Source organism: Lentimicrobiaceae bacterium (assembly GCA_023227965.1).
GTDB lineage: Bacteria > Bacteroidota > Bacteroidia > Bacteroidales > JALOCA01 > JALOCA01.
On the sequence record JALOCA010000013.1, the window covers coordinates 51847 to 75435 of the forward strand.

A 23589-nucleotide genomic window follows, 5' to 3' on the forward strand; every position below is an offset into this window, starting at 1 on the left:
CCTATTATGTATAATAGTGTATTTTAATACATTACAATTCCAAATACAAAAATAAAATACAGATGTTCAAGTGAAATTTGCAGGAATTTATAATAAATTCGCAGCCAAATTTAAAAAGTGATTTACGGAAACAATAACCGAAAAAATTACCTGCAGGGGCTTACAGCAGCTTTACTGTGTTATGGGATGTGGGGTGTGTTTCCATTGTATTGGAAATTAGTTCAACAAGTACCTCCCATGCAAATACTTGCCCACAGGATAATCTGGTCAATGTTATTTTTGGGGCTTGGACTCGTTATTCTCAGAAATAAAAAGACATTTCAATATCTAACTTCCTATAAAACAATTGTATTGTTAACTATTACTGGTTTCATTATCGGTATAAACTGGCTTGTATACATTTATGCTGTCAACAATAATCACATTGTGGATGCCAGTTTGGGTTATTATATCAATCCTATGGTAAATATACTTTTGGGAATGATATTTTTAAAAGAGAGGTTAAGTAAAATTCAAGCTGTTGCGGTTGTTTTAGCCTTTGTCGGAGTAGGTATCATCACTTTCGATTATGGTAAACCTCCGTGGGTTTCGCTTTGCCTTGCCCTGACTTTCGGCATTTATAGTTTAATAAGAAAAAAAACTGCCTTTGATGCTTTACCGGGGTTATTTATTGAAACTCTCATGCTTACACCTATAGCCATCTGTTTTTTATGGTTATTGGAAACGAAAGGAAGTGTAGTTTTTCACTATTCATGGCAAACAGATATTCTACTTATATTAGCTGGTCCTGTAACGGCAGTTCCCTTGTTTTTTTTTGGATTTGCCGTACCCCGCATCCCTTTATCCACCATTGGATTTATACAATACTTATCACCAACAATTCAATTATTGATTGGGGTTTTTATTTTCAGAGAACCTTTTAAACCTGCATATTTTACAAGTTTTATATTGATTTGGCTGGGTTTAGCTTTGTACAGCTATAGTTTAATAAAAGGAATAAAAAAAAGAACAACGAAAATCGAGGCTAATTTACAGGAATCGTAAATAAAAAAGTACTTCCTATACCCACTTCGCTGTTTACCCATATTTTCCCATGATGCTTTTCAACAAATTCCTTACAGAGGAGTAATCCCAAACCTGTTCCTCTTTCGTCTTTTGTACCTAAAGTTTTAAATTTTTCGCCAACAATAAACAATTTAGCAATATCTTCCGGTTTTATTCCTGTCCCCTGGTCGGTAACCGATATCTGATGCTCCGTTGGAGTTTTCGCGTAGTGTATTTTTACATTCCCATCCGAGTAAGAAAATTTAATAGCATTAGATACTAAGTTTCTCAAAATAGTCTGAAGCATATTTTTATCTGCGGTAACAAAAGTTTGCGGTAAAATAGTTGTTGTTAGTATAATATTTTTCTGAACAGCCTGTAGCTTTGAAATTTCAATTATTTCGTAAACAAGGGAGTACAAATCAGTTTTTTCGGGTAAAAAAGAAAGTAACCCTGTTTGGCTTTGTGCCCATTGCAACAGATTTTCCAATAATTTTAAAGTATTATTACCTGCTTCTTTGATGCTGTTCAGGTAATATATTTTTTCATTTTCATCATAATCGTCAAAACCTTCCGTAAGTACTTCCGACAGTCCGATAATGGTTGTAAACGGGCTTTTCAAATCATGAGCAATGATGGAAAAAAATTGGTCTTTTTGTGAATTGATTTTTTTTAAATTTATTTCCGACTCAGAAAGTTTTAAATTCAATTGGTTTAACAGCTTTTCATAATTCTTCCTTTTTGTAACATCGTGGAATACAATAAGACTACCATGAAGATTGTGGCGTTCATCCATCAGGGGAGAAAATGTAATTTCGAACCAGTTTTGGTTAAATTGTTTAAGATATAATTCTATTCTGTATTCGGTGGTTATATCTTTATCTTTTATTTCAGTCCAAAGTGCCGGAAACACTTCAGGGTAATACTTTCCCAAGTCCTGATTATCAATTCCTAATTGCTTTTTAGCTGCAGGATTAAAATCAATAATTCGCTGAAAAGTATCCAACACAATCAGACTGTCCTGCATTTTCTCAAATAAAACATGCCTTGCAATGGGCGACAGGTCGAAAAGTCGTTTTTTTGAAATTCCTAAAAAGAAAATAATACCTGTAAAAGTGAATCCAATTGGGGAAATATCAAGTCCTTCCACCGGATTTAAACCTGTAATGTATAAAATGGTGGTAACGAAAGGAAAAACACTGGCAATAAATAAAAACCAAACCTGCTTGCGATAATGCATCGGAAACCGGTAAACAGATTGCAATAAAATAAATATTCCAACACAAACAAGCAATAAACTATAAGGAATTCCTATCCAAAATAACGGACCATGATGATATATTAATATATTTTCCTTTGCATAACTCCATGTAAAATTGCTCCATACCAAATGGTGGTAATCATTTGTAAAAGCAAATACTACCATAAGTATAGGAATTATCCATAATAATAGCCATTTTTTATTTTTAGTAATTGATTTTTCTCCTGTAAAATATAAAATAAAATACATAAAAAATACTCCTATACCCATATTGCCTATATATTCTATTTGCGACCAGAGTATCTTTTTTTCGATAGTTGAAACAGCCGATTCTATTGAAGCTGCCAATGCATATTCTGCAACAAAAAGCATTAAAAAAAAGAAAAGTAATCTGCCTGGTATGTATTTTTTATTAAAAACAAGCGTTGCTACCAAAAGCGACAGCCCGAAAGCAATAGCGAGAAAAATAGTATAAAAACTAACTATGAGCATCTTAATATTATTGTTTCTGTATTATATCGTATATTCAAAATATGAATTTACCAACTATTTTATAATTATAAATAAAAAAATATAGTGATAATATTTCTTTAAATTTTTACAAACCAGGATTATAAAAATTATCTTGCAAGAAACCAAATTTTTAACAATCGGTTACTTCCTTGCTTCCAGCAGCAGTTCGAGCATCTTAATAGCACAATCCGAAATTACTGTACCGGGACCAAATATGGCTACAGCACCGGCTTTGTACAGGAAATCGTAATCCTGCGATGGGATAACGCCTCCTACTATCACCATGATGTCTTCGCGGCCATTCTTTTTCAGTTCTTCTATCACCTGCGGAACCAGTGTTTTATGACCTGCTGCAAGGCTCGATACTCCAAGGATATGCACGTCGTTTTCCACTGCCTGGCGTGCGGCTTCTGCAGGAGTCTGAAACAGAGGTCCCATATCTACATCAAAACCTATGTCGGCATAACCGGTGGCTACCACTTTTGCACCGCGATCGTGGCCATCCTGACCCATCTTGGCAATCATGATTCGTGGACGACGACCTTCAATTTCTGCAAATTTGTCGGCCATTTCGCAAGCTTTTTTAAAGCTTTCATTGTCTTTGGATTCGGAGGAATATACTCCGGAAATTGAACGTATCACAGCTTTATATCTCCCATAAACAGTTTCAAGTGCATAAGAAATTTCACCAAGGGAAGCGCGTTTACGTGCGGCTTCGATAGAAAGTGCCAGCAAGTTGCCTTCGCCGGTTTCGGCAGCGTGGGTGATAGCTTGCAGGGCTTTTTGTACATCTTCATTGTTTCGTTCGGCACGAAGTTTTTGCAGACGTTTTATTTGAGCCTCGCGTACAGTAGTGTTATCTACTTCAAGGGTTTCGATGGGGTCTTCTTTTTCGAGGCGGTATTTGTTAATTCCAACAATGGTATCTTTTCCCGAGTCAATACGTGCCTGTTTGCGGGCAGCAGCTTCTTCTATCCTCATTTTAGGAATACCGGTTTCGATGGCTTTTGCCATTCCACCCAGTTCTTCCACTTCCTGAATCAAAGCCCAGGCTTTATTGGCTATTTCCTGAGTAAGGGTTTCTACGTAATACGAACCAGCCCAGGGATCAACCACACGGCAAACATTGGTTTCTTCCTGAATATAAATCTGGGTGTTACGTGCAATACGTGCCGAAAAATCTGTAGGCAAGGCGATGGCTTCGTCCAAAGCATTGGTATGAAGACTTTGGGTATGACCAAGTGCAGCACCCAGAGCTTCCACACAGGTACGGGTAACATTGTTGAACGGGTCCTGTTCGGTAAGGCTCCAACCCGAAGTTTGACAATGGGTTCGCAAAGCCATTGACTTTGGATTCATGGGATTGAATTGTTTTACAATTTTTGCCCAGAGCATACGAGCAGCGCGAAGTTTGGCAATTTCCATAAAGTGGTTCATTCCAATTCCCCAGAAAAACGAAAGGCGGGGAGCAAAATCATCAATATTCAATCCGGTGGCAGTACCCGTGCGAAGGTATTCCAATCCGTCTGCAAGGGTGTATGCCAGTTCTATATCGGCGGTAGCTCCGGCTTCCTGCATGTGATATCCACTGATACTAATAGAGTTGAACTTCTTCATGTTTTGAGAAGTAAACTCAAAAATATCGGCAATGATTTTCATAGAAGGAATAGGCGGATAAATGTAAGTGTTTCGAACCATAAATTCTTTCAGAATGTCGTTTTGAATAGTTCCGCTGAGCTTATCCATCGAAACACCTTGCTCTTCGGCAGCCACGACATAAAAAGCGAGAACGGGCAAAACGGCACCGTTCATGGTCATGGAAACCGACATTTTTTCCAAAGGTATCTGGTCGAACAAAATTTTCATATCGAGAATGGAATCAATTGCTACACCGGCTTTTCCCACATCACCAACCACTCTTTCGTGGTCGCTGTCGTAACCGCGGTGCGTAGCAAGGTCGAAGGCTACCGAAAGTCCTTTCTGCCCGGCGGCAAGGTTGCGGCGGTAAAAAGCATTGGATTCTTCCGCGGTGCTGAATCCGGCATACTGACGGATGGTCCAGGGACGCATTACATACATGGTGCTGTACGGTCCACGCAGAAAAGGCGGAATACCAGCGGCATAGTTCAGATGTTCCATGCCTTTAAGATCGGATGCTCCGTAAACCGGTTTTACGGGAATCTGTTCCGGAGTAAGCCAGTTTTTCTCAATTCCGGTTTGCTTTTCCCATTCTTCAAACGAACCGGTTTGCTCCTTGCTTTTATAATCTATGTCTTTAAAATTTGGACGCATTTTTATAAGTATATGGTTTCAAGTTTCTTGTTAAATATTATTTTTAAATTTTATATCCGATAGGATTACGTGGTTTTTCTTCTTCTTTCATCAATGCTTTAATTGCAGCGAAAACAATACGAAATTGTTCATCGTATTTTTCTTCCATCTCTTCTATTTTCTTTGCCAATTCTTTATGGGATAAAAGGACGGAACGCAGTTTTACAAAAGTTCTAACTACCTGGATGCTTACAGCAACTGCCTGCGAGTTGTTCAATATACTGGCTACCATAATAACACCATGTTCGGTAAAAGCGAATGGTAAATAAGGTGAATACTTTATTTTTTGGAGGTGGTCACAAACTGTTACCACCTCTTTTTTCTCATTATCTGTCAATTGAAACATAAATTCTGATGGGAATCTGTCAATATTTCGTTTCACAGCCTGATTAATTTTTTTGGTAGAAACTCCATAAAGCATTGCCAAATCAGAGTCAAGCATTACTTTCGCTCCTCTGATAAAGCAGATACAGTTAGCAATGTTTTCTTCATATATGACTGGCAGATTTTCCATCATGAATTAATTTTTTGATATCGCAAACTGCGACATCAAGATTTTTTATTCAATAACTCCCAAATACCTTTGAATTTTTTGTAAAAAATTAAGTGTATTGGTTTTAATATGAATAAAATCATCTACTCCGGCAGCCTTTAGCAAATCAATTATTTCTTTTGGATAACCGGCAAGGATGACTGTCCGTTCCGAAGCTTTTTCTTTTATCGCTTTTGCAATAGCTGGAGCAAATTCGGGATACTCATCATCGCTGCTACAAATTACAATAACCTCAGCTTTAGAATCTATGGCAGCTTTTACGCCTTCATCCACTGTTTTGAATCCCGGATTATCAATAATTTCATAACCGGCAATTCTAAAAAAGTTGGTTGCAAACGAAGCTCTCGCTTTGCGCATGGCAAGGTTTCCAATGGTAAACAAGAAAACTTTGGGCATGGGATTTCCTTCATTAACAAATATTTCTGTTGCAAGCCGGATTTCTTCAAGTTCTTCGGCAGCACGCGAAAATTCCAGTTTTTTGTAATTCCCCTTGCCATCAACCTTTCCGGTTGTAGCTTCTTCCTCTTGTATTTTATCTAAAGCTGTTTCGTTGGGATTGGGGTACTGGTTGGTTCCCAGTATGGTTACTTTCCGGTTGGCAATGTCATCTTCTTTTTTCTTTCTCACAGTTTCAATGGAATCCTGGATGAAGTTTTTCTGCACAGCTTTCATGAAACCGCCGAGTTCTTCCACTTCTTTAAACAAAGCCCAGGCTGCAGAAGCAATCTGATCGGTAATGCTTTCGATGTAATACGAACCGGCAGCCGGATCCACTATTTTGTTCATGTACGACTCTTCTTTCAACACAATCTGTTGGTTACGGGCAATACGACGGCTGAAATCGTCGGATGCTTTGTAAGCCACATCAAAAGGAGCAACGGCAAGCGAATCTATTCCGCCAATAATTGCCGACATAGCTTCGGTGGTTGTACGCAACAGGTTTACATGTGCATCGTAAACTGTTTTATTCCAGTTAAGTGTGGTTGCATGAATAAACATCTTTTGAGAATCCTTGTTTTCCGGTTTAAACTGTTCCACAATTTTCGACCAAAGCAAGCGTGCAGCACGCATTTTTGCAATTTCGAAAAAGTAATTGGAACCGACAGCAAACGTAAACTGCATTCTCGGAACAATTTTGTCTATCGAAATGCCTCTGTCTGTAAGTTCTGCCAGATAGTCAGCACCGGAAGCAAGGCTGAAAGCCAGTTCCTGAACGATAGTAGAGCCTGCATTGGCAAAAGTATTTCCGCTAACATTGATAACACGGAAACCTGGCAACTTCTTTTCAACCGCATTTACTATGTAAGCAGCTTCGATGAAGTTGTCTTCCTTTTCGCAATAAAATTTCCCGTAGCGAACCAAAAAGTTCAGCGAATCAAAATTCAATGAACCTTTTACTTTCGAAGCATTAATTTTATTTTCGTTAAGATATTCTACAAAAAGATCGAGCAGAGCTGGATATGATCTTGATGAGATAAAGTTAATCTTTATTTTCGTAAGATCAATATCTTTAAAAAGCGTATTGATAGCATCTCTATTGGTAACATTTTTTACACGAAAACCTATGGATTTAGCACCTTTTGCAATACATTCTTTTGCAATGGCATTAATTTCCGACGGATCTTCGCAATCAATATCCTGGCGAATTTCCCAACAATTACATTTGGTTTTATTTCCACGAACATAGGGTAATTCTCCGGGTATAGTTTGAGTAAATTGCAGATTTTCAATATCTTCTGCACGATAATACGGTTTTACATTGAATCCTTCCAATGTATGCCAAACGAGTTTTTTATCGTAATCGGCACCTTTCAAATCAGCATTAATCACTTCTTCCCACTCACTGGTAGATACCGGTGGAAATTCGGAAAACAATTTTGGGTTTGGTTTATTTGAATCCATAAATCGGTTTTTGTTTAAAAATAGCTGAAATTAAAAGCTATAAGTTAAAATAATGCGCAAAGGTAAGCAAAAAATGTTGAGCCCAAAATGTAAAAAGCATTACATTTATACTTAGTATAAAGAAAGTCATTAGCGATTGAAAAACCTTTACTGGAAAAACATTTTCAAGAACGTTTAATCATAGTGGGTTAAAAGTTGTAGTTAAAAATAGTTTATACTATTGGGAAACTGTTTTTATTGTACAGGAAAATCGAAATAAGTATCCGGATAAGGCTCGTTTATTAATCGGAAATGCCACCATTCGCAAGGGTAAGGTTCAAAACCGTATTTCATCATTATTTCGCGAAGCAACATGCGGTTAGCTCGTTGATTAATGTTAATGGTGGTATCCATAGGCCAGGAAATGGTTCCAAAATAATCGAAATAGCAACCCATGTCAAGTTCTCTTCCCTCTTCACCTGGTTTTAGTGAAATAATTGTTACGTCCACTGCACTTCCACGACTATGTCCAGATTTATCAGCAATATAGCCTTTGGCAAACAAATCTTCTTTCTTGACATCCGGATAAAATTCTCTTTTCATGATAGTATCATTTAGTACTTTTGCCCAACGCACAAAATGATCTACCGCACGTTGCGGACGGTAAGCATCGTACACTTTCAATCCCAAACCAAAATTTTTTAGTTTCTCCTGTATTTTTTGCAAGGCTGTAGCTGCTTCGCTGGTAAGGAAACAACGTTTTGAAATATAGCCATCTACTGGTTTCCCAACAAAATTGTGGCTACCTGTGTAACGCAAATCCAACACTATATCAGGAATTAGCTTTTTCACATCCAAAAAACCTTCGGGTTGGGCTTTGAGAAAAGAAGACAAGATTAAACCTAAAAACAATGGTAAAAACATTCTTTTCATAGCAGCTTATATTTCAGTAAATAAAAATATTATTTTACCAATGTCATTTCTTCAATCAGACGTTTGTCACCGGCAAATTTATCAATGATAAACAAGCAATAGCGAATATCCAAGGTAATATTACGGCACTGATCCGGATCGTACGTCAGGTCGCTCATCGTTCCTTCCCAGCAACGGTCGAAATTCAGCCCGATAAGCTGTCCGTCGGCATTCAATACCGGACTGCCAGAATTTCCTCCGGTAGTATGATTAGAAGCAACAAAACCCACGTGCATTTTACCGTCAGCATCGGCATAATCTCCAAAATCTTTCGACTGATAAAGTTGTTTCAACTTTGGTTCTACCTTATAATCATATATATCCGGATTTTCCTTTTCCATAATCCCATCGAGTGTACTGAACCAGTTATAAGTTACAGCATCCTGTGGATGGTAGCCTTCCACCTTGCCATAAGAAACACGTAATGTGGAATTTGCATCAGGATAAAAAAGACGCTTGGGTTGCCATTCCATTAAGCCCTGCATATAAATACGTTGCAAACTATCCAAAGTCCCTTCCCAACCGAAGGTTTTTGGCTTAAGACTTTCAAGATAATAACCATAAATACCTTTTGCTAATGCAAATGCAGGGTCATTTTCTATTTTTTTGACTCTCGATTTTTTATATGATTTTAAAAAAACCAAAATCTTGTCTTTAGAAGCAAAAACAGACTTATTGAATACATCTTCAGCCCATTTATTAAAATCTCCGTGGTATTTTTTGTTCGCTTCATCAAGTATGGATGGTTGCAAATTCTTATCCAAACCACTGTAATACATCGAAAGAAGTTTGGCAAAGACTTTTTTGTCAATATCCTGAGAATAATTTTTAAAAAAGCCCTCTGCCGAATTCCGATAATTTTCAATGGCTTTATCCAGAGTTTCCTGGGTTGTTTTTTCGTTTTTGCTAAGATTTACAAGTTTATCGAAACCGTAAGCATATTTTATTATTTCCACACCCAAACCTGCTTCAATAACATAATCAGTGGCAAGATTTAGCGGAGTAATTTCTTTGTAAACCTGTTCAAAGGCAGGAATCAGTTTACCATATTTTACTTTCAGTTCTGGAGTGCTGTTTGCCCATGTAATAAATTCTTTTTCCTGTTGCTGCTTTTTTGCGATGGCATTCAAACGATTGACGCCACGGGTTTCACCTATCATTTTCTTCCAATAATTGGCAACTCCGGCATCTTTTGCAGCGTACTGAAGACGAACTAATTTATCCTGATTCATAGCCGTTTCATAAATATTTAGGCGTTCACGGCGAAGCATGATACTTGGAGGATTTTCCACGTTGGCGGTCATATCCACTCCAAACGATGGAATATATTCCTGGGTGCTACCCGGATAGCCAAAAACGAAAGTAAAATCGCCTTCCTGAACTCCCTTGAGCGAAACAGGCATGTGTTTTTTAGGAGTATAAGGAACATTTTCCTTTGAATATTCGGCTGGCTGGTTATCCTTTCCGGCATAAATTCTGAAAACAGAGAAGTCGCCGGTATGGCGTGGCCACATCCAGTTGTCGGTGTCGCCACCAAACTTACCAATGTTAGAAGGCGGAGCGCCTACCAGACGAATATCCGAAAACACTTCTGTGATAAAAAGTAAATACTGGTTTCCGTAATAAAATGGCTTAATCCTTGCTTTATAATGCGTTCCATTCTCAGCTTCTTTTTCCAGCCTATCCATATTTTTTCCGGTAATTTCAGCGCGTTTGGCTTCGGTAAAAGATGGCTGCACTCCTTCGAGTACCTTTTGGGTAACATCTTCCATCCGGATAAGTAAAGTTACTGTTATTCCGGGATTTGGAAGTTCCTCTTCCAGCCGCTGTGCCCAAAAACCATCTGTTAAATAGTCGTGATTTATAGAACTTTGCCGCTGGATTGAGCCATAGCCGCAATGATGGTTGGTTAGCAACAGTCCCTGATCAGAAACGATGGCAGCCGAGCAACCACCACCAAACAGCACCACGGCATCCTTCAGGCTCGAATGGTTAACACTGTAAATATCGTCGGCACTGATACGCATGCCCATGTTTTTCATGTCTTTTTCGTTCAATTGTTCCAAAAGCAACGGAATCCACATGCCTTCGTGGGCAAAAGAGGAAAGAAAATTAAAACTTAAAAAGAGATATAAGTAGATTTTTTTCATGAATCAAAAATTTAGTAATAAAGGAAACAAAGATAAAATGTTATTGAATTGATAAAAAACTATTCAAAAAAAGATATGGTCAATGATTAAATAACCCGCCCTCCATTCCTAAAAATAATTGTAAATTTGGCAAAATTAAAAATTACAAAACTTTGGGGCAAAAAGCAATTACTATTTTACAGATTGACGTTAACGAACTCATTCGTAAATTGAATGCAGCATTATCGGAAGAATGGCTCGCTTATTACCAATACTGGATTGGTGCCCGGTTAATGGAAGGGCCCATGCGCAGTGAAATTGAACCGGAACTTCTTTTACATGCCACACAGGAATTGAACCATGCCGTTCTTGTGGTTAACCGTATCATTCAATTAGGCGGAACACCTGTAACTCATCCTGCTGAATGGTTCAAGCTAAGCCGTTGCGAATATGATGCACCTACCGACCCTTACGTTGAAGTGGTTCTTGAACAAAACCTGAAAGGCGAACGTTGTGCCATTGAACGTTACCAGGAAATTGCCGACTATACTAATGGCAAAGACCACACTACCTACCAGATGGCAGTAACCATTCTTAATGAAGAGTTAGAACACGAACAAGATATTGAAGATTGGATTAACGACATCAATAAAATGAAAGAAGATTTGAAAAAAATCAGGATGTAAAAGCCCAACTTCCGGTATGATTTACCGGAAATTTTTTTATAAACATAAATAAATCACATTGAATGATATGAAAGAAGCTATTGTTATTTTATGCGGAGGTGGACCGGCTCCCGGTATTAATTCCGTTATCGGATCGGTTGCTAAAGTATTCCTTAAATCGGGTTATCGTGTAATCGGTCTGCACGGAGGTTACAAATGTCTTTTTGCCGAAGCACCGGAAATGACCGATTTAACATTTGAATTTGCCGATCGTATTATGAACCAGGGAGGTTCTGCTTTGCGAATGAGCCGGCATAAACCTAAGGATACCGAATTCAATACCCGTTTTTTTACCGAAAATAACATTAAATTATTGGTAACAATAGGGGGAGACGATACCGCTTCTACAGCCAACCGTATTTTGAAATATTTAGCCCAGAACAATATAAAAATCCAAAACATCCATGTACCCAAAACTATTGATAACGACCTTCCCTTACCCGAAGGACAGCCCACTTTTGGCTATCAGAGTGCAAAAGAAGAGGGTGCACGTATAGCGTCCACAGTATATGAAGATGCCCGTACCAGCGGCAACTGGTTTCTCGTTTCGGCTATGGGTCGTGAAGCTGGTCATCTGGCTTTCGGCATAGGAGCTGCCTGCCATTTCCCCATGATTATCATTCCAGAAATGTTCAACAAAGTAGATGTAACATTCGACCGTATAATCCGACTTATAATTTCCTCAATGATAAAGCGAAAAATTCTTGGTATAGGGTATGGTGTTGCTATAGTAAGTGAAGGGGTATTTCATTTCATGAGCGATGAAGAAATCAACAACTGCGGAATCAGTTTTACCTACGACGACCATGGGCATCCCGAACTGGGGAACGTTAGCAAAGCACATATTTTCAACATTTTATTGCAAAATAAACTAAAAGAACTTTCTCTTGCCATTAAAAGCCGACCGGTAGAGCTTGGATACGAACTTCGCTGTGTACGTCCAACCGCTTTCGATCTTATGTATTGCTCATTGCTGGGAATAGGTGTAAAAATTCTCTTCGACAAGGGAATTACCGGTTGCATGGTTACTTCTGACCCTAAAGGTGATATTTTTCCTTTATTTCTTAAAGATGTAGAGGATGACAAAGGAAGAGTGAAGCCCCGCCTGGTAAATATGCAGGGACAAAAAGCTGTAATGGTTTTTAGCGAAAGCCTGCAATACATTACCAAAGCCGACTATAAAGAAGCTCAAAAGTACCTACCTGCTCCCGAAGAGTATGACTTTACCAGGATTCTCAACTGGTAAGGTTCAATGTTCTGATTTTGTCGGCAAGCACTTGTGCTAATTTTATTTTCGACTCTGTTGTCCACCCTGCAACATGAGGTGTAAGTAGTACGTTATCCGATTTTTGCAGATAGGCAAAGTCATCCGGAAGGTTTTTTGCATCCAGTGTTTCGAATGAATGGGGCTCATATTCCAGTACATCGAGGGCTGCTGCTATAACTTTTTTATTTTTCAGGCATGTTACAAGGTCGGCAGTTTTAACAACATGCCCACGAGATGTATTAATAAGAATAATTGGATTGCGAAAGCGGCTTAAAAATTCATAATCAACCATATAATAAGTTTCTTCTGTAAGGGGAACATGAAGACTAAGGATGTGTGCCTCACGGAAAATAGTTTCCATATCGGTTTCTTTGACAAAACTGTCGGAATATTTTTTTTTGTATTTATCATAGGCTATCATGCTGGCTTCAAAACCAGACAAGCGTTGTGCAAAAGCCCGCCCCATATTACCATAACCTATAATGGCAACGGTTTTCCCTTTTATTTCCATACCCCGGTTTTCTTCCCGCAACCATAGCCCCTGCCTGATTTGTCTATCGGCTTGATTAAGGTGGTTCATTAGCGAAAGTAGCATCCCCAGGGCATGCTCTGCCACAGCATCACGGTTGCCTTCAGGTGAATTCAGGCAAACAATGCTTTTTTTAGCGGCATAGTCCACGTCAATGCTTTCCATTCCCGCCCCTACTCTTGCTATAAATTTTAGTTTATGTGCTTTATCAATCATTTGCCTATCGAAAACCACTTTGCTTCGAATAATGGCGCCCTCGTAGTTGCCAATGATTTTTTCGATTTCCGAACGCCGGGTTCCCTCAAAAAAATCACATGCAAACCCCATAGATTGCAGTTCGTTCACAAGTATTTCGTGGGCAGAATCTATAAGAATAACCCTTAACATAACATGCAAAAATTTATACTACGAAAATACCTTTTTTTACGTCTGAGTATTACAATAAATGCTCTACTTTCGTAAAATCATCAATTTTGAATAGTGATAAACTAATTTATTGTTTTTTCGAGACATAGAAACTTATGTGGGCACGTTTAGCGCATTTTATTCTTCGCAACAGGGTGAGTTTGCTGATATCGCTTACTGTAGTCACCCTGTGCATGGCATATTTTGCCTTACAAATTGAATTTTCTTACAACATTGTACGTCCTTTACCAACAAGCGACCCTTCGTTAGTAGCTTACGACCAGTTTAAAAAAACATTCGGCGAAGATGGAAATGTAATGGTAATTGGATTTCAGAAACCCAATCTTTTTCAACTTCAATTATTTAACGACTGGTACAATCTCGGAGATGACATCAAAAAATTGGACGGAATTAAAGACGTTTTATCCCTCGCAAAATTGTATAATATAGTCAGAAACGATAGTCTGCAACGTTTTGATTTTGTTCCAATTGTTTCGCAAAAGCCTGTTAACCAACATCAGCTCGACAGCATTTGCGATGTGATTTATTCTCTTCCTTTTTACGACAAACTCGCTTACAACCGCCAAACCGGAGCTACCTTGATGACGGTTACTTTTGACAATTCCAAGTTGAATTCAAAAGACAGGATTAAACTGGTAGATAAAATAAAGGGGCTTGCCGATGCTTTTGGTGCAAAACACGAACTGCCGATGCACTATTCGGGAATGCCCTATATACGAACAATGTACATGGAAAAAGTTTCATCAGAAATGATTCTTTTTCTTTGGTTGGCAGCAGGTGTTACCGCACTGATTTTATTGATCTTCTTTAAATCATTCCGGGTAGTACTTTATTCGATGATTGTGGTGGCAATTGGAGTAATCTGGACATTGGGAACAATCCGTTTGTTTGGTTATCAAATATCAGTACTTACCGGATTGATAGCCCCGCTAATCGTCGTGATAGGTTTGCCCAATTGTATTTTTTTAACCAATAAATACCAGGAAGAGCTTCGTATTCACGGAAATAAAATGAAGGCACTTTCACGAATGGTAACAAAAGTCGGGTTGTCGAATTTTCTGGCAAATGTTACAACCGCTATTGGTTTTGGAGTTTTTTATTTTACCCGCAGCAAACTACTGATGGAATTTGGAATTGTTTCGGCAATCAATGTAATGACCACATACACCATTGCGCTGGTATTCATCACTATTATTTTAAGTTACCTTCCTGCCCCAACCCTGAAACATACAGGACATCTGAGTGGTAAACGAATCAACTTTGTGATAAACTGGATAGACTATCTTGTACATCACAGGCGTAGAACCATTTATATATCCTTATTGGTAATTACGATTATTGCAGCGCTGGGCACTTTTCGCATCCAATTGATCGGTTATGTCGTTGACGATTTGCCAAAGAGAGACCCGGTTTGTATGGACCTCAGGTTTTTTGAAAAAAATTTTAATGGGGTATTACCCTTTGAAATAACGGTAGATGCTTCCCGGAAAGGAGGAATTTTTGGCAATGATGCAAGAACGCTTTACAAAATCAAGCGTTTAGAAAGGGAAATTGCAAAATACAAGGAGTTTTCGAAACCCATCTCCATAGTTGAAGCTTTAAAATTTGGATACCAGGGGTACAAAGGGGGCGATCCAAAATATTTTCAATTACCTGCACTCAGCGAGCTCAAAAAGTTATCGGATTATGCAGGAACCGTAATAGGTAAAGAAAGTATATTCAAATCTTTTATTGACAGCAGCAAAAATGTTACCCGTATCAGCTATCAGATGGCAGATGTGGGTTCTGTACATATGAAAAAGACAGTAAGAGACTTGCAGCCTAAAGTAGATTCCATTTTCCCTCCCAAAGACTATAAAGTAACATTTACAGGGCATAGTCTGGTTTTTCTGAAAGGCAACGACTACCTGTACTGGCATTTATTTATCAGCCTCATCATTGCTATTTTTCTTATTCTACTCATAGGTTTAGTATTGTTCCGATCTTTTTCCATCATCATTTTGTCAAAAATACCTTGCCTGGTACCTCTTGTTATTACTGCAGGCATTATGGGATATTTTGGAATACCTTTTAAGCCTTCTACCATTCTCGTTTTCAGTATCGCATTCGGTATCGCTTCAGACGGAACCATTTACATTCTCACCGAATATCGTAACCAACTGCGAAAACGGAAAAAGATGGATTTTTCAAAAGCAGTTTCCAACACGGTTCGCGAGGTGGGTTTAAGCATGATTTATACTGCAGTTGTATTGTTTTGTGGTTTTGCCATTTTTGCAGCTTCCAGTTTTGGCGGCACGGTAGCGCTGGGAATATTGATATCCATAACATTACTTGTATCAATGGTAACCAACTTATTAGTATTACCATCCATTTTGTTGTCGCTCGAAAAACGGCTGAATACCAAACAGTTTATGAAAGAGCCTATGTTGGCTATGCTGGAAGAGTCTGAAGAAGAAAATGATAATTGTAAACCCAATAAAAAATTAAGTTTATGAAAGGAATTATTTTAGCAGGAGGCGCCGGAACCCGCCTTCACCCGCTTACACTTGCCATGAGCAAACAAATGATGCCTATTTATGATAAACCTATGATTTACTATCCATTATCGGTACTCATGATGGCTGGAATCCACGAAATATTAATTATTTCAACACCCTATGACCTGCCAAATTTTAAAAAGCTCCTCGGCGATGGCAGCCAACTGGGATGCCGGTTTGTTTATGAAGAGCAGGCAATACCCAATGGATTGGCACAGGCATTTATAATCGGAGAAAAATTTATTGGAAAAGATAAAGTGTCACTAATTTTAGGGGATAATATTTTTCATGGAGCCGGGTTGCAAAAACTCCTTTTTGAGAATAACGAACCTGAAGGAGGGGTGGTATTTGCATATCATGTAAACGATCCGGAAAGATACGGAGTGGTTGAATTCGATAAAAACCATAATGCGATTTCCATTGAAGAAAAGCCTATGCAACCGAGATCCAATTTCGCCGTTCCGGGTTTGTATTTTTACGATAATTCAATAGTGGAAGTTGCCAAAAATATCAAACCCAGTGCCCGTGGTGAATATGAGATAACCGATGTAAATAAATGGTATTTAGAACATCACAAACTTAAAGTAGGTATTCTTAGCCGTGGAACCGCCTGGCTCGACACTGGCACATTTGCCTCACTTTTGCAGGCATCGCAATTTGTACAGGTAATTGAAGACCGCCAGGGGCTAAAAATTGGCTGTATTGAAGAAATCGCCTATCGAATGGGATTTATCAGCAGAAATCATTTAATTGAAATTGCTCAACCTTTGTTAAAAAGCGGTTATGGCGATTATCTGCTTCGTTTAGTTGAATAATTGATAATATGTTACCATACAATTTATTGCTTGCAAAAGTTGAAGAAGCCATTTCGCAACTGGATTTCAACTTAGCCCCTCACGAGTTGTACGACCCCATTTCCTATACACTTGCGCTGGGAGGAAAAAGGGTGCGTCCTGTATTTACACTGCTCGCTTGCGATATGATGGGTGGAAAAATTGAAGAAGCCCTTCAGCCAGCCATTGCCTGCGAGATATTTCATAATTTCACCCTATTGCACGATGATATTATGGACAATGCTCCTATTCGCAGGGGAAAAGAAACCGTGTTCAGAAAATGGAACAGCAATATTGCCATACTCTCAGGGGATGCCATGTTTGCAACAGCTTATCGCCTACTTTCCGGGATAGAACCGGACTTATTACCCTCAATTCTCACAATTTTCAGTAATACAGCCATCCAGGTTTGCGAAGGACAACAATACGATATGAATTTTGAATTGGTAAATACTGTAAGTATTCCTGATTATTTGAACATGATCCGACTGAAAACTGCGGTACTTCCTGCTGCCTGTTTGCAGATTGGAGCCATGATTGCCAAAGCCAAAATGCCTGATGTTGAATACATTTACCAATTTGGTGAAAAAATAGGGCTTGCATTTCAACTTATGGACGACCTGTTAGACGTGTTCGGGCAAGAAGCAAAATTTGGCAAACAATGCGGGGGCGATATTATTGCCAATAAAAAGACTTACTTGTACCTGAAAGCGTATGAACTGGCTGACATAGAGAATAAACGGAAACTCGACCTTTTGTTTTCCGACATACACATTCCTGATGATGAAAAAATCGCAGGAGTAAAAAAAATATATGAAACTTTAGAGGTAGCTAACCACGTTCATAGAGTAATGGATGAATTGTATATCAATGCTTTACAAAATCTTGACCGGATTTCGGTTCCTGAAGGCAGAAAATCTGAATTGCTGAAATTTGCCAAAAAACTCCTCAGCAGGGAGAGTTAGTTAGCCATTGTATCTTTCGAGTTGCAAATGCAATTCTTCCCAGCGGTTCATTTCTTCGGCTAATTGTTTTTTGAGTCTATCGTACTCGATAAAGAAGTTTTCCTGTGCTATTTCTCCGGCATATTTATCCGGTTGTATGAGCATCTGGTCACGTAACGAAATTTCTTTTTCCAATTCTTCTACTACCGCTTCCACTTTTTTTATCTGGCTTAGTATCTTTCTGTTTTCCTTATCCTGAAGCTTTTTCTTTTCGTGGTTGATTTTATTTTCCGACTTAATGTCCTGTTTGACTTCGTTTTTTGCAGAACTGTTCTTTTCCAGTTGCTTTAGCGATTCAAGTTTGCGCATTTGCAGAAAATCGTAAATATCACCTGTGTACTGTTTTATGGTTTTATTTTTAAACTCAAAAATCCGCTGTGTAAGTCCTTGCAAAAAATCACGGTCGTGCGAAACAATAATCAGCGTTCCCCCGTATTGCAAAAGGGCATTCTTCAGAATATCTTTACTTTGCATATCCAGGTGGTTAGTAGGCTCATCCAGAATTAAAAGGTTAACAGGGGAAAGAAGTAAGCGGGCAAGAGCAAGGCGGCTTTTTTCGCCACCCGACAATACTTTTACCTTTTTGTTAATAGTATCGCCTCCAAAAAGGAAATTACCCAGGATATTTCGTATTTTCGGACGAATATCGCCCACTGCTACCTCATCAATGGTTTCAAATACCGTTTTTTCGGCATCGAGCATCTCTGCCTGGTTTTGTGCATAATAGCCTATCTTCACCTGTACGCCTATAGTTAGAACTCCCTCATAATCAAGCATCCCGGTTATAATTCGTGTTAAAGTGGTTTTCCCTTCACCGTTTTTACCTACAAATGCCACGGCATCTCCTGCAAGAATGGTAAAATCCAAGTCTCTGAACACGCATTTTTCACCAAAGTTTTTCGTCAACCTATTTGCATTGAGTACTATTTTTCCGGAATGGGGTGCTGCCGGAAAGGCAAAACGAATAGCAGATTTATCAAAGTCTTCCACCTCCACTTTATCCATTTTTTCCAGTAATTTCAGCTTCGATTGCACCTGGCGGGCTTTCGTAGCTTTATAGCGAAACCGTTCTATAAATCTTTCTATCTGATCAATCTGCTGTTGCTGATTTTCATAAGCCGAAATTTGTTGTTGCCTCAGTTCTTCACGAAGTTCCACATAACCTGAGTAAGAATGTTTGTAATCATATATTTTCCCAAGTGAAATTTCGATAGTACGCCGGGTTACATTGTCGAGGAAAGCCCTGTCGTGCGAAACAACTATTACAGCTCCAGGATAATCGCTAAGAAAGCCTTCGAGCCATTGGATGGATTCGATATCCAGGTGATTGGTAGGCTCATCTAAAAGTATGCAGTTTGGCTTGCTGAGGAGAATTTTAGCCAATTCCACCCGCATCTGCCATCCTCCGCTAAACAATCCGAGTGGCTTTGCAAAATCATCAGGGACAAAACCCAAACCCAATAATATTTTTTCGGTTTCGGCTTCCATGGTATGTCCGCCAGCCATAGAAAAACTATCGTTTGCCTCGTGCAATTGGTGTATTCTTTTCAGGAAAGTTTCCGAATGGTAGTCGGTTCTCGTGGAAATTTCTTCTGTAATCTGCTCTATTTGTTTTTTATAATGTAAAATATCGTGAAACGCGTTTAAAGCCTCAGCAAAAACCGACCCCTGAAAAGTAGAAGTCATTTCCTGATGCAGATAGCCAAAGGTATAGTCAAAAGGTTTCACCAAAGTACCCGTTTCGGCTTGCATTTCGCCGGCAATTATTTTCAATAAGGTTGTTTTTCCGGCGCCATTTTTTCCGACAAGTCCAATACGATCACGATCATTTATATTGAAAGATATTTTTTCAAAAAGACATTCGCCGCCGAAAAATACCGAAAGGTTACCTACTGCAATCATTTTTCTGATTTAAAGTGCAAATATATGTCAGGTTTTTTGAAATGCTGCTAAAAACGGTTTGGAGTTGTATTTTATAAAAAAAGAGGGGTCGGCAAGCCGACCCCTCAAATTATATATCAATTTAATGATTACTTAGTAATAACGAGGCGTTTTGTAATGAACTGACCTTCGTTAGTAGTCAACTGAATCATGTAAGCGCCTGCTTCATAATTAGCAGTATTTAGTGTGAGGTTAGTTTCAGTTACAGTTTGTTCGTAAACAACCTGACCAACTAAATTCATCACTTTTACGCTGCTTATGTTGCCTGCGGTTTCGATGTTAACATAGCTCGAAGCGGGGTTCGGGTAAATGTTAATCGTCTTAGCACTGGGATCGTTGATACCTGTGATGAGAACGTCAACACTATTTGACGGATCAGATTCACAAAGTGTATAAACGGCAGTTACATAATAAGTGTAGGGATCAGATGAAATGGGCACATTAGTATCCATGTACCAAGTTTGTGTTGCTGGATTGTTTGCAATCAAAACATCATCTCTGTAAATATTATAACCAATAAATGAACGGTTGTCACCATTGTCGGTAAGGTTAATTACAACGGGTAAGTTACCTTTTACAATGCTGCTATTGGCTTTCTTTTCGATAGTTTTCTTAGGCAACGGGCTGAGAACAGCGTAATCGCCTCCATCGAGAGGAGCCAAATAACCCTTGAGGTTCCAGTTATAGTCGAGACCAAGACCCGAAAGGGGTTCCCATACTGCACCATCCGTAGAAATCAAATCACCATAATTTGCTACAGCAGGACCTGCATCGCAACCGGCAGGGAATTCCCCGGCTGGATGATCTACAGAGTAGCCTATCCAGAGTTCCTGAGTAGGATTAACCAATACAGGGGTTGTTAAGGTAATAGTGTTCCATTCCTCTATGGTAAGTCCGCTGAGAGGCATATCTACCACAAGATTAGCTGCATTGGCACCTGTCCATACTTTCAAGACAAATGTGCTGTTTGCACTTCTGGGGAAGAATTTCACTTGGGTAAGCACCATATTGTTATACTGAGCCAACTGGTCAACATCCCAACGAGCAGCAACCAAAAACTGACCGCCATCGGTTAAACCGATACCGTCATAGTTTGCACCATCATCATAGCCAATCCATTCACCTGTACCACCACCAAAAGGTGAAGTCCAGGTAAGTTTTACATCCTGAGGATGTCCATAAGGATATTGAATTTCTGCATTAAGATTTGTAGGAGGTAAACAAGCTTCCATTTCGAGTGCAAAATCCAGTGTATTAACACCGCCAACAAGGTTGAAGCCCTCAACTGTAGCAGGGGCATAACCATCGGCAGCACAAGTTACGTCGTAAGTGCCTGTTTCAATGTTTTCGATGTTATAAACACCGTTTGCATTGGTAGTTCCTGTGTAAGCACCGAGTGTAACTGTAGCATTAGCAACATTACCTAAGGTACTTGTTACAGTTCCTGTGAGAGAACCAACGATTCTTTCGTACAGTTTAATGTTATCAACATACCAATAGTTAATATCGAATGAGCTTGCACCGTTTGCACGGAAACGAACTTTGAAGTTATGTCCCAATACATATTGAGAAACGTCATAGCTGTAAGTAGTCCATTCAATATTACTTGTATTTGTAAATTCGTTTACTAAGTTCCATGTAGTACCGTCCCATACTTCAACTGCTAATTTTTCTGCGCCATTACTACTGTAATCACTCAGATAGAGGTCGAAGTTAAGAGTTACATTTGTAACAAATTCACCACTGATTAAACGGCTAACCAATGCGGTTGAATAACTGGTAAGAGTTGGACTCCAGTTGAATTCAGCTGTAGGAGCAGGATTTCCTTCCGAAGAATTAACTTTCCAGTTAGATTGTTCAGGTTCGATTGTCCACATGTTTTCATCAAATGTACCTGCATCCCAGGGTTCAATGAAAGGCATTGCAGCAGCTTCAGCAAATTCTATTGTTACAGGACCTACTTCTGCTTCACATCCACCATCATAAATGGCTTTTACAGTATAATCATAAGATCCGAAAGGTACATCAATATCATCGTAGAACAGGTCGGTAACAATATCCGTATTGAGCTGAACTCCACTGCGATATACATTGTAACCTAACAGTTCATCCACATCGGTAAAGTTGTTGGCAACTACCGGCAGATGACCTATGGCGGGAATACCACCTGTACTGCGGAATGTGGTTTTGGTGAGGGGCTGCAGAGGAGCGGGAGTAGTGGCGTCAGCCATACCTTCAACAAATGCCTGGAGGTTCCAGTTGTAGTTGAGGCTATAAGCAGTAGCCATTGATTCCCAAGCAACACCATCGAGACTGATCATGTCACCATATCCGGCAACGGCAGGACCTGCATCGCAACCGGCAGGATGTTCACCTGCTGGATCGTCGCAGGAATAGCCAATCCAGAGATCCCGGGTTACGTCAATAGGAACAGGTGTGTCAAGGGTTACGGTGTTCCACATATTAGGTTGAACGCCGGTAATAGGCTGATCAACTACGAGGTTAGCTGCATTTGCACCTGTCCAGATTTTCAGGACATAGGAAGTAGTCGCACCTCGTGGGAAATATTTAACCTGTTTTACATACTGACCTGCATATTGAGCTAACTGAGAAGCATCCCAACGAATGGCTAGCATGAAACTGCCACCGCCAGTGAGTCCGATACCGTCGTAGTTTTCGCCATTATCATAGCCAATCCATTCGCCCGGAGCAATAACAACACCAGGTTCTTCCCAGGTAAGATGTACACTTTGGATACCAGTTTTTACTCCTGCAAGGTTTCTTGGAGGATCGCAAGTCATTTCGTGATAAACGCTTATATTGTCAACCTGCCATTTGTTTATGTCGGCTGTTGAAGCACCATGAGCAGTATAACGAATTTTGAATGCCTGGTCAAGAGCATATTGTGAAATATCAATGTGCTGAGGTGTCCACGGCATATCTGCAGTGTTTTTAAATTCTGCTACCTGGTGCCATCCATCAATATTCCATACTTCAACTGTAAGCAATTCTTCTTCGGTAGCATTTTGTGCATCAAGGAAAATATCGAAGTCGAACCAGATTTTGTGATAAACAGCTTCGTCTAATCCATCAACAAGGATGTCGCTTTCAAGAGCATAAGAATAATCATGCTGAACGGGTGTCCAGTTGAATTCGGCAGAAGGAGCAGGATTTCCCTGGGCACCTTGGATGCGCCAGTTACTTCCTTCAACGTTCCAGTTCTGTGAAATAAACATTCCGGTACTCCATTTTTCTTCGAAAGGAAGAGGAATTCCGTAACGTATAGTTATATCGGCAGGACCTTCTTTCATTGATTCGCCTTCGGTTGGAGCTTCGTAAACTGCGGTTACACCATAAGAATAGTTGCCAGGCAGTAAATTCAGATCGAAATACTGAAGTTGTTCTTTGGGAACTTGTTCAACAAAATTATCATTGCGATAAATATTGTAAGCAATCAAATTTGGAGGAGTAATACCTGGACCAGGACCACCTTCGGCAAGTTCGTAAGCTCCTATGAGCTCAGGATCATGTTGAATGTTAACAATAAGTGCAAATTTACCTGCTACATTACCTGTACAAGCACCACCGGCAAGGTCATTTGCGGGGTCGTATCCAGGAAGATCACCAACAGCATGTGTAACAC

At 39.4% G+C, this 23589-nt stretch carries 15 protein-coding genes; 6 read left to right on the plus strand and 9 right to left on the minus strand.

The features are described from left to right. Positions 1-117: 117 nt before the first annotated feature. Complete coding sequence (gene rarD / locus M0R21_06305; protein ID MCK9617433.1) at positions 118-1044, plus strand: EamA family transporter RarD; 927 nt, start codon at positions 118-120, stop codon at positions 1042-1044. Here rarD and M0R21_06310 read toward each other — a convergent pair. From M0R21_06310 to M0R21_06335, 6 genes are all read right to left on the minus strand, one after another. Beyond that, on the minus strand, positions 1025-2797 hold the full coding sequence (locus M0R21_06310; protein MCK9617434.1) for an ATP-binding protein: 1773 nt from the start codon (positions 2795-2797) through the stop codon (positions 1025-1027). The genes rarD and M0R21_06310 overlap by 20 nt on opposite strands. Positions 2798-2959: 162 nt before the next feature. Continuing rightward, entirely contained in the window at positions 2960-5110 is a 2151-nt protein-coding gene (gene scpA, locus M0R21_06315) for a methylmalonyl-CoA mutase (protein ID MCK9617435.1), read from the minus strand. 43 nt (positions 5111-5153) lie between these two features. Further along, the gene (locus M0R21_06320) at positions 5154-5666 is read right to left on the minus strand and encodes an ORF6N domain-containing protein (protein ID MCK9617436.1); all 513 of its coding nucleotides are present in this window, start codon (positions 5664-5666) and stop codon (positions 5154-5156) included. Positions 5667-5708: 42 nt separating this feature from the next. After that, complete coding sequence (locus tag M0R21_06325; protein MCK9617437.1) at positions 5709-7604, minus strand: methylmalonyl-CoA mutase family protein; 1896 nt, start codon at positions 7602-7604, stop codon at positions 5709-5711. A gap of 234 nt (positions 7605-7838) precedes the next feature. Then, positions 7839-8516 (minus strand): M15 family metallopeptidase, encoded by a 678-nt coding sequence (locus M0R21_06330; protein ID MCK9617438.1) that lies wholly within the window; start codon positions 8514-8516, stop codon positions 7839-7841. Positions 8517-8545: 29 nt separating this feature from the next. Further along, a complete protein-coding gene (locus M0R21_06335; protein MCK9617439.1) occupies positions 8546-10705 on the minus strand; it encodes a S46 family peptidase in 2160 nt (719 codons plus the stop codon). 152 nt (positions 10706-10857) lie between these two features. Here M0R21_06335 and M0R21_06340 point away from each other — a divergent pair, with 152 nt between their 5' ends. Together M0R21_06340 and M0R21_06345 are read left to right on the plus strand one after the other, a co-directional pair. Beyond that, positions 10858-11370 (plus strand): ferritin, encoded by a 513-nt coding sequence (locus tag M0R21_06340; protein ID MCK9617440.1) that lies wholly within the window; start codon positions 10858-10860, stop codon positions 11368-11370. Positions 11371-11437: 67 nt separating this feature from the next. Further along, positions 11438-12655 carry a 6-phosphofructokinase gene (locus M0R21_06345; protein ID MCK9617441.1) on the plus strand — a complete coding sequence of 406 codons (1218 nt, stop codon included), beginning with the start codon at positions 11438-11440 and terminating at the stop codon, positions 12653-12655. Here the strand turns inward: M0R21_06345 and M0R21_06350 are convergent. Then, positions 12645-13592: a hypothetical protein gene (locus M0R21_06350; protein ID MCK9617442.1), complete on the minus strand. Its 948-nt coding sequence runs from the start codon at positions 13590-13592 to the stop codon at positions 12645-12647. The two genes, M0R21_06345 and M0R21_06350, sit on opposite strands and share 11 nt — an antisense overlap. A gap of 134 nt (positions 13593-13726) precedes the next feature. Between M0R21_06350 and M0R21_06355 the strand changes: the two genes are divergently transcribed. Genes M0R21_06355 through M0R21_06365 form a run of 3 tightly spaced genes read left to right on the plus strand, consistent with a single transcriptional unit; the run spans position 13727 to position 17966 of the window. Continuing rightward, positions 13727-16126: an MMPL family transporter gene (locus M0R21_06355; GenBank protein ID MCK9617443.1), complete on the plus strand. Its 2400-nt coding sequence runs from the start codon at positions 13727-13729 to the stop codon at positions 16124-16126. Then, positions 16123-16983: a glucose-1-phosphate thymidylyltransferase RfbA gene (gene rfbA, locus M0R21_06360; GenBank protein ID MCK9617444.1), complete on the plus strand. Its 861-nt coding sequence runs from the start codon at positions 16123-16125 to the stop codon at positions 16981-16983. The genes M0R21_06355 and rfbA overlap by 4 nt, the downstream gene beginning before the upstream one ends. 8 nt (positions 16984-16991) lie before the next feature. Then, positions 16992-17966 (plus strand): polyprenyl synthetase family protein, encoded by a 975-nt coding sequence (locus tag M0R21_06365; GenBank protein ID MCK9617445.1) that lies wholly within the window; start codon positions 16992-16994, stop codon positions 17964-17966. Here the strand turns inward: M0R21_06365 and M0R21_06370 are convergent, their stop codons facing one another. Together M0R21_06370 and M0R21_06375 are read right to left on the minus strand one after the other, a co-directional pair. Then, the gene (locus M0R21_06370; GenBank protein ID MCK9617446.1) at positions 17967-19907 is read right to left on the minus strand and encodes an ABC-F family ATP-binding cassette domain-containing protein; all 1941 of its coding nucleotides are present in this window, start codon (positions 19905-19907) and stop codon (positions 17967-17969) included. A 128-nt stretch (positions 19908-20035) separates the two neighbouring features. Then, on the minus strand, positions 20036-23589 hold a 3554-nt coding region (locus M0R21_06375; GenBank protein ID MCK9617447.1), incomplete at its 5' end, for a carboxypeptidase regulatory-like domain-containing protein.

Bases quoted from the DNA above. Each gene is read 5' to 3' on its own strand.
- M0R21_06310 (MCK9617434.1), bottom strand. From the start codon at position 2,797: ATGCTCATAGTTAGTTTTTATACTATTTTTCTCGCTATTGCTTTCGGG.
- scpA (MCK9617435.1), bottom strand. From the start codon at position 5,110: ATGCGTCCAAATTTTAAAGACATAGATTATAAAAGCAAGGAGCAAACC.
- M0R21_06320 (MCK9617436.1), bottom strand. From the start codon at position 5,666: ATGATGGAAAATCTGCCAGTCATATATGAAGAAAACATTGCTAACTGT.
- M0R21_06325 (MCK9617437.1), bottom strand. From the start codon at position 7,604: ATGGATTCAAATAAACCAAACCCAAAATTGTTTTCCGAATTTCCACCG.
- M0R21_06330 (MCK9617438.1), bottom strand. From the start codon at position 8,516: ATGAAAAGAATGTTTTTACCATTGTTTTTAGGTTTAATCTTGTCTTCT.
- M0R21_06335 (MCK9617439.1), bottom strand. From the start codon at position 10,705: ATGAAAAAAATCTACTTATATCTCTTTTTAAGTTTTAATTTTCTTTCC.
- M0R21_06345 (MCK9617441.1), top strand. From the start codon at position 11,438: ATGAAAGAAGCTATTGTTATTTTATGCGGAGGTGGACCGGCTCCCGGT.
- M0R21_06350 (MCK9617442.1), bottom strand. From the start codon at position 13,592: ATGTTAAGGGTTATTCTTATAGATTCTGCCCACGAAATACTTGTGAAC.
- M0R21_06355 (MCK9617443.1), top strand. From the start codon at position 13,727: ATGTGGGCACGTTTAGCGCATTTTATTCTTCGCAACAGGGTGAGTTTG.
- rfbA (MCK9617444.1), top strand. From the start codon at position 16,123: ATGAAAGGAATTATTTTAGCAGGAGGCGCCGGAACCCGCCTTCACCCG.
- M0R21_06365 (MCK9617445.1), top strand. From the start codon at position 16,992: ATGTTACCATACAATTTATTGCTTGCAAAAGTTGAAGAAGCCATTTCG.
- M0R21_06370 (MCK9617446.1), bottom strand. From the start codon at position 19,907: ATGATTGCAGTAGGTAACCTTTCGGTATTTTTCGGCGGCGAATGTCTT.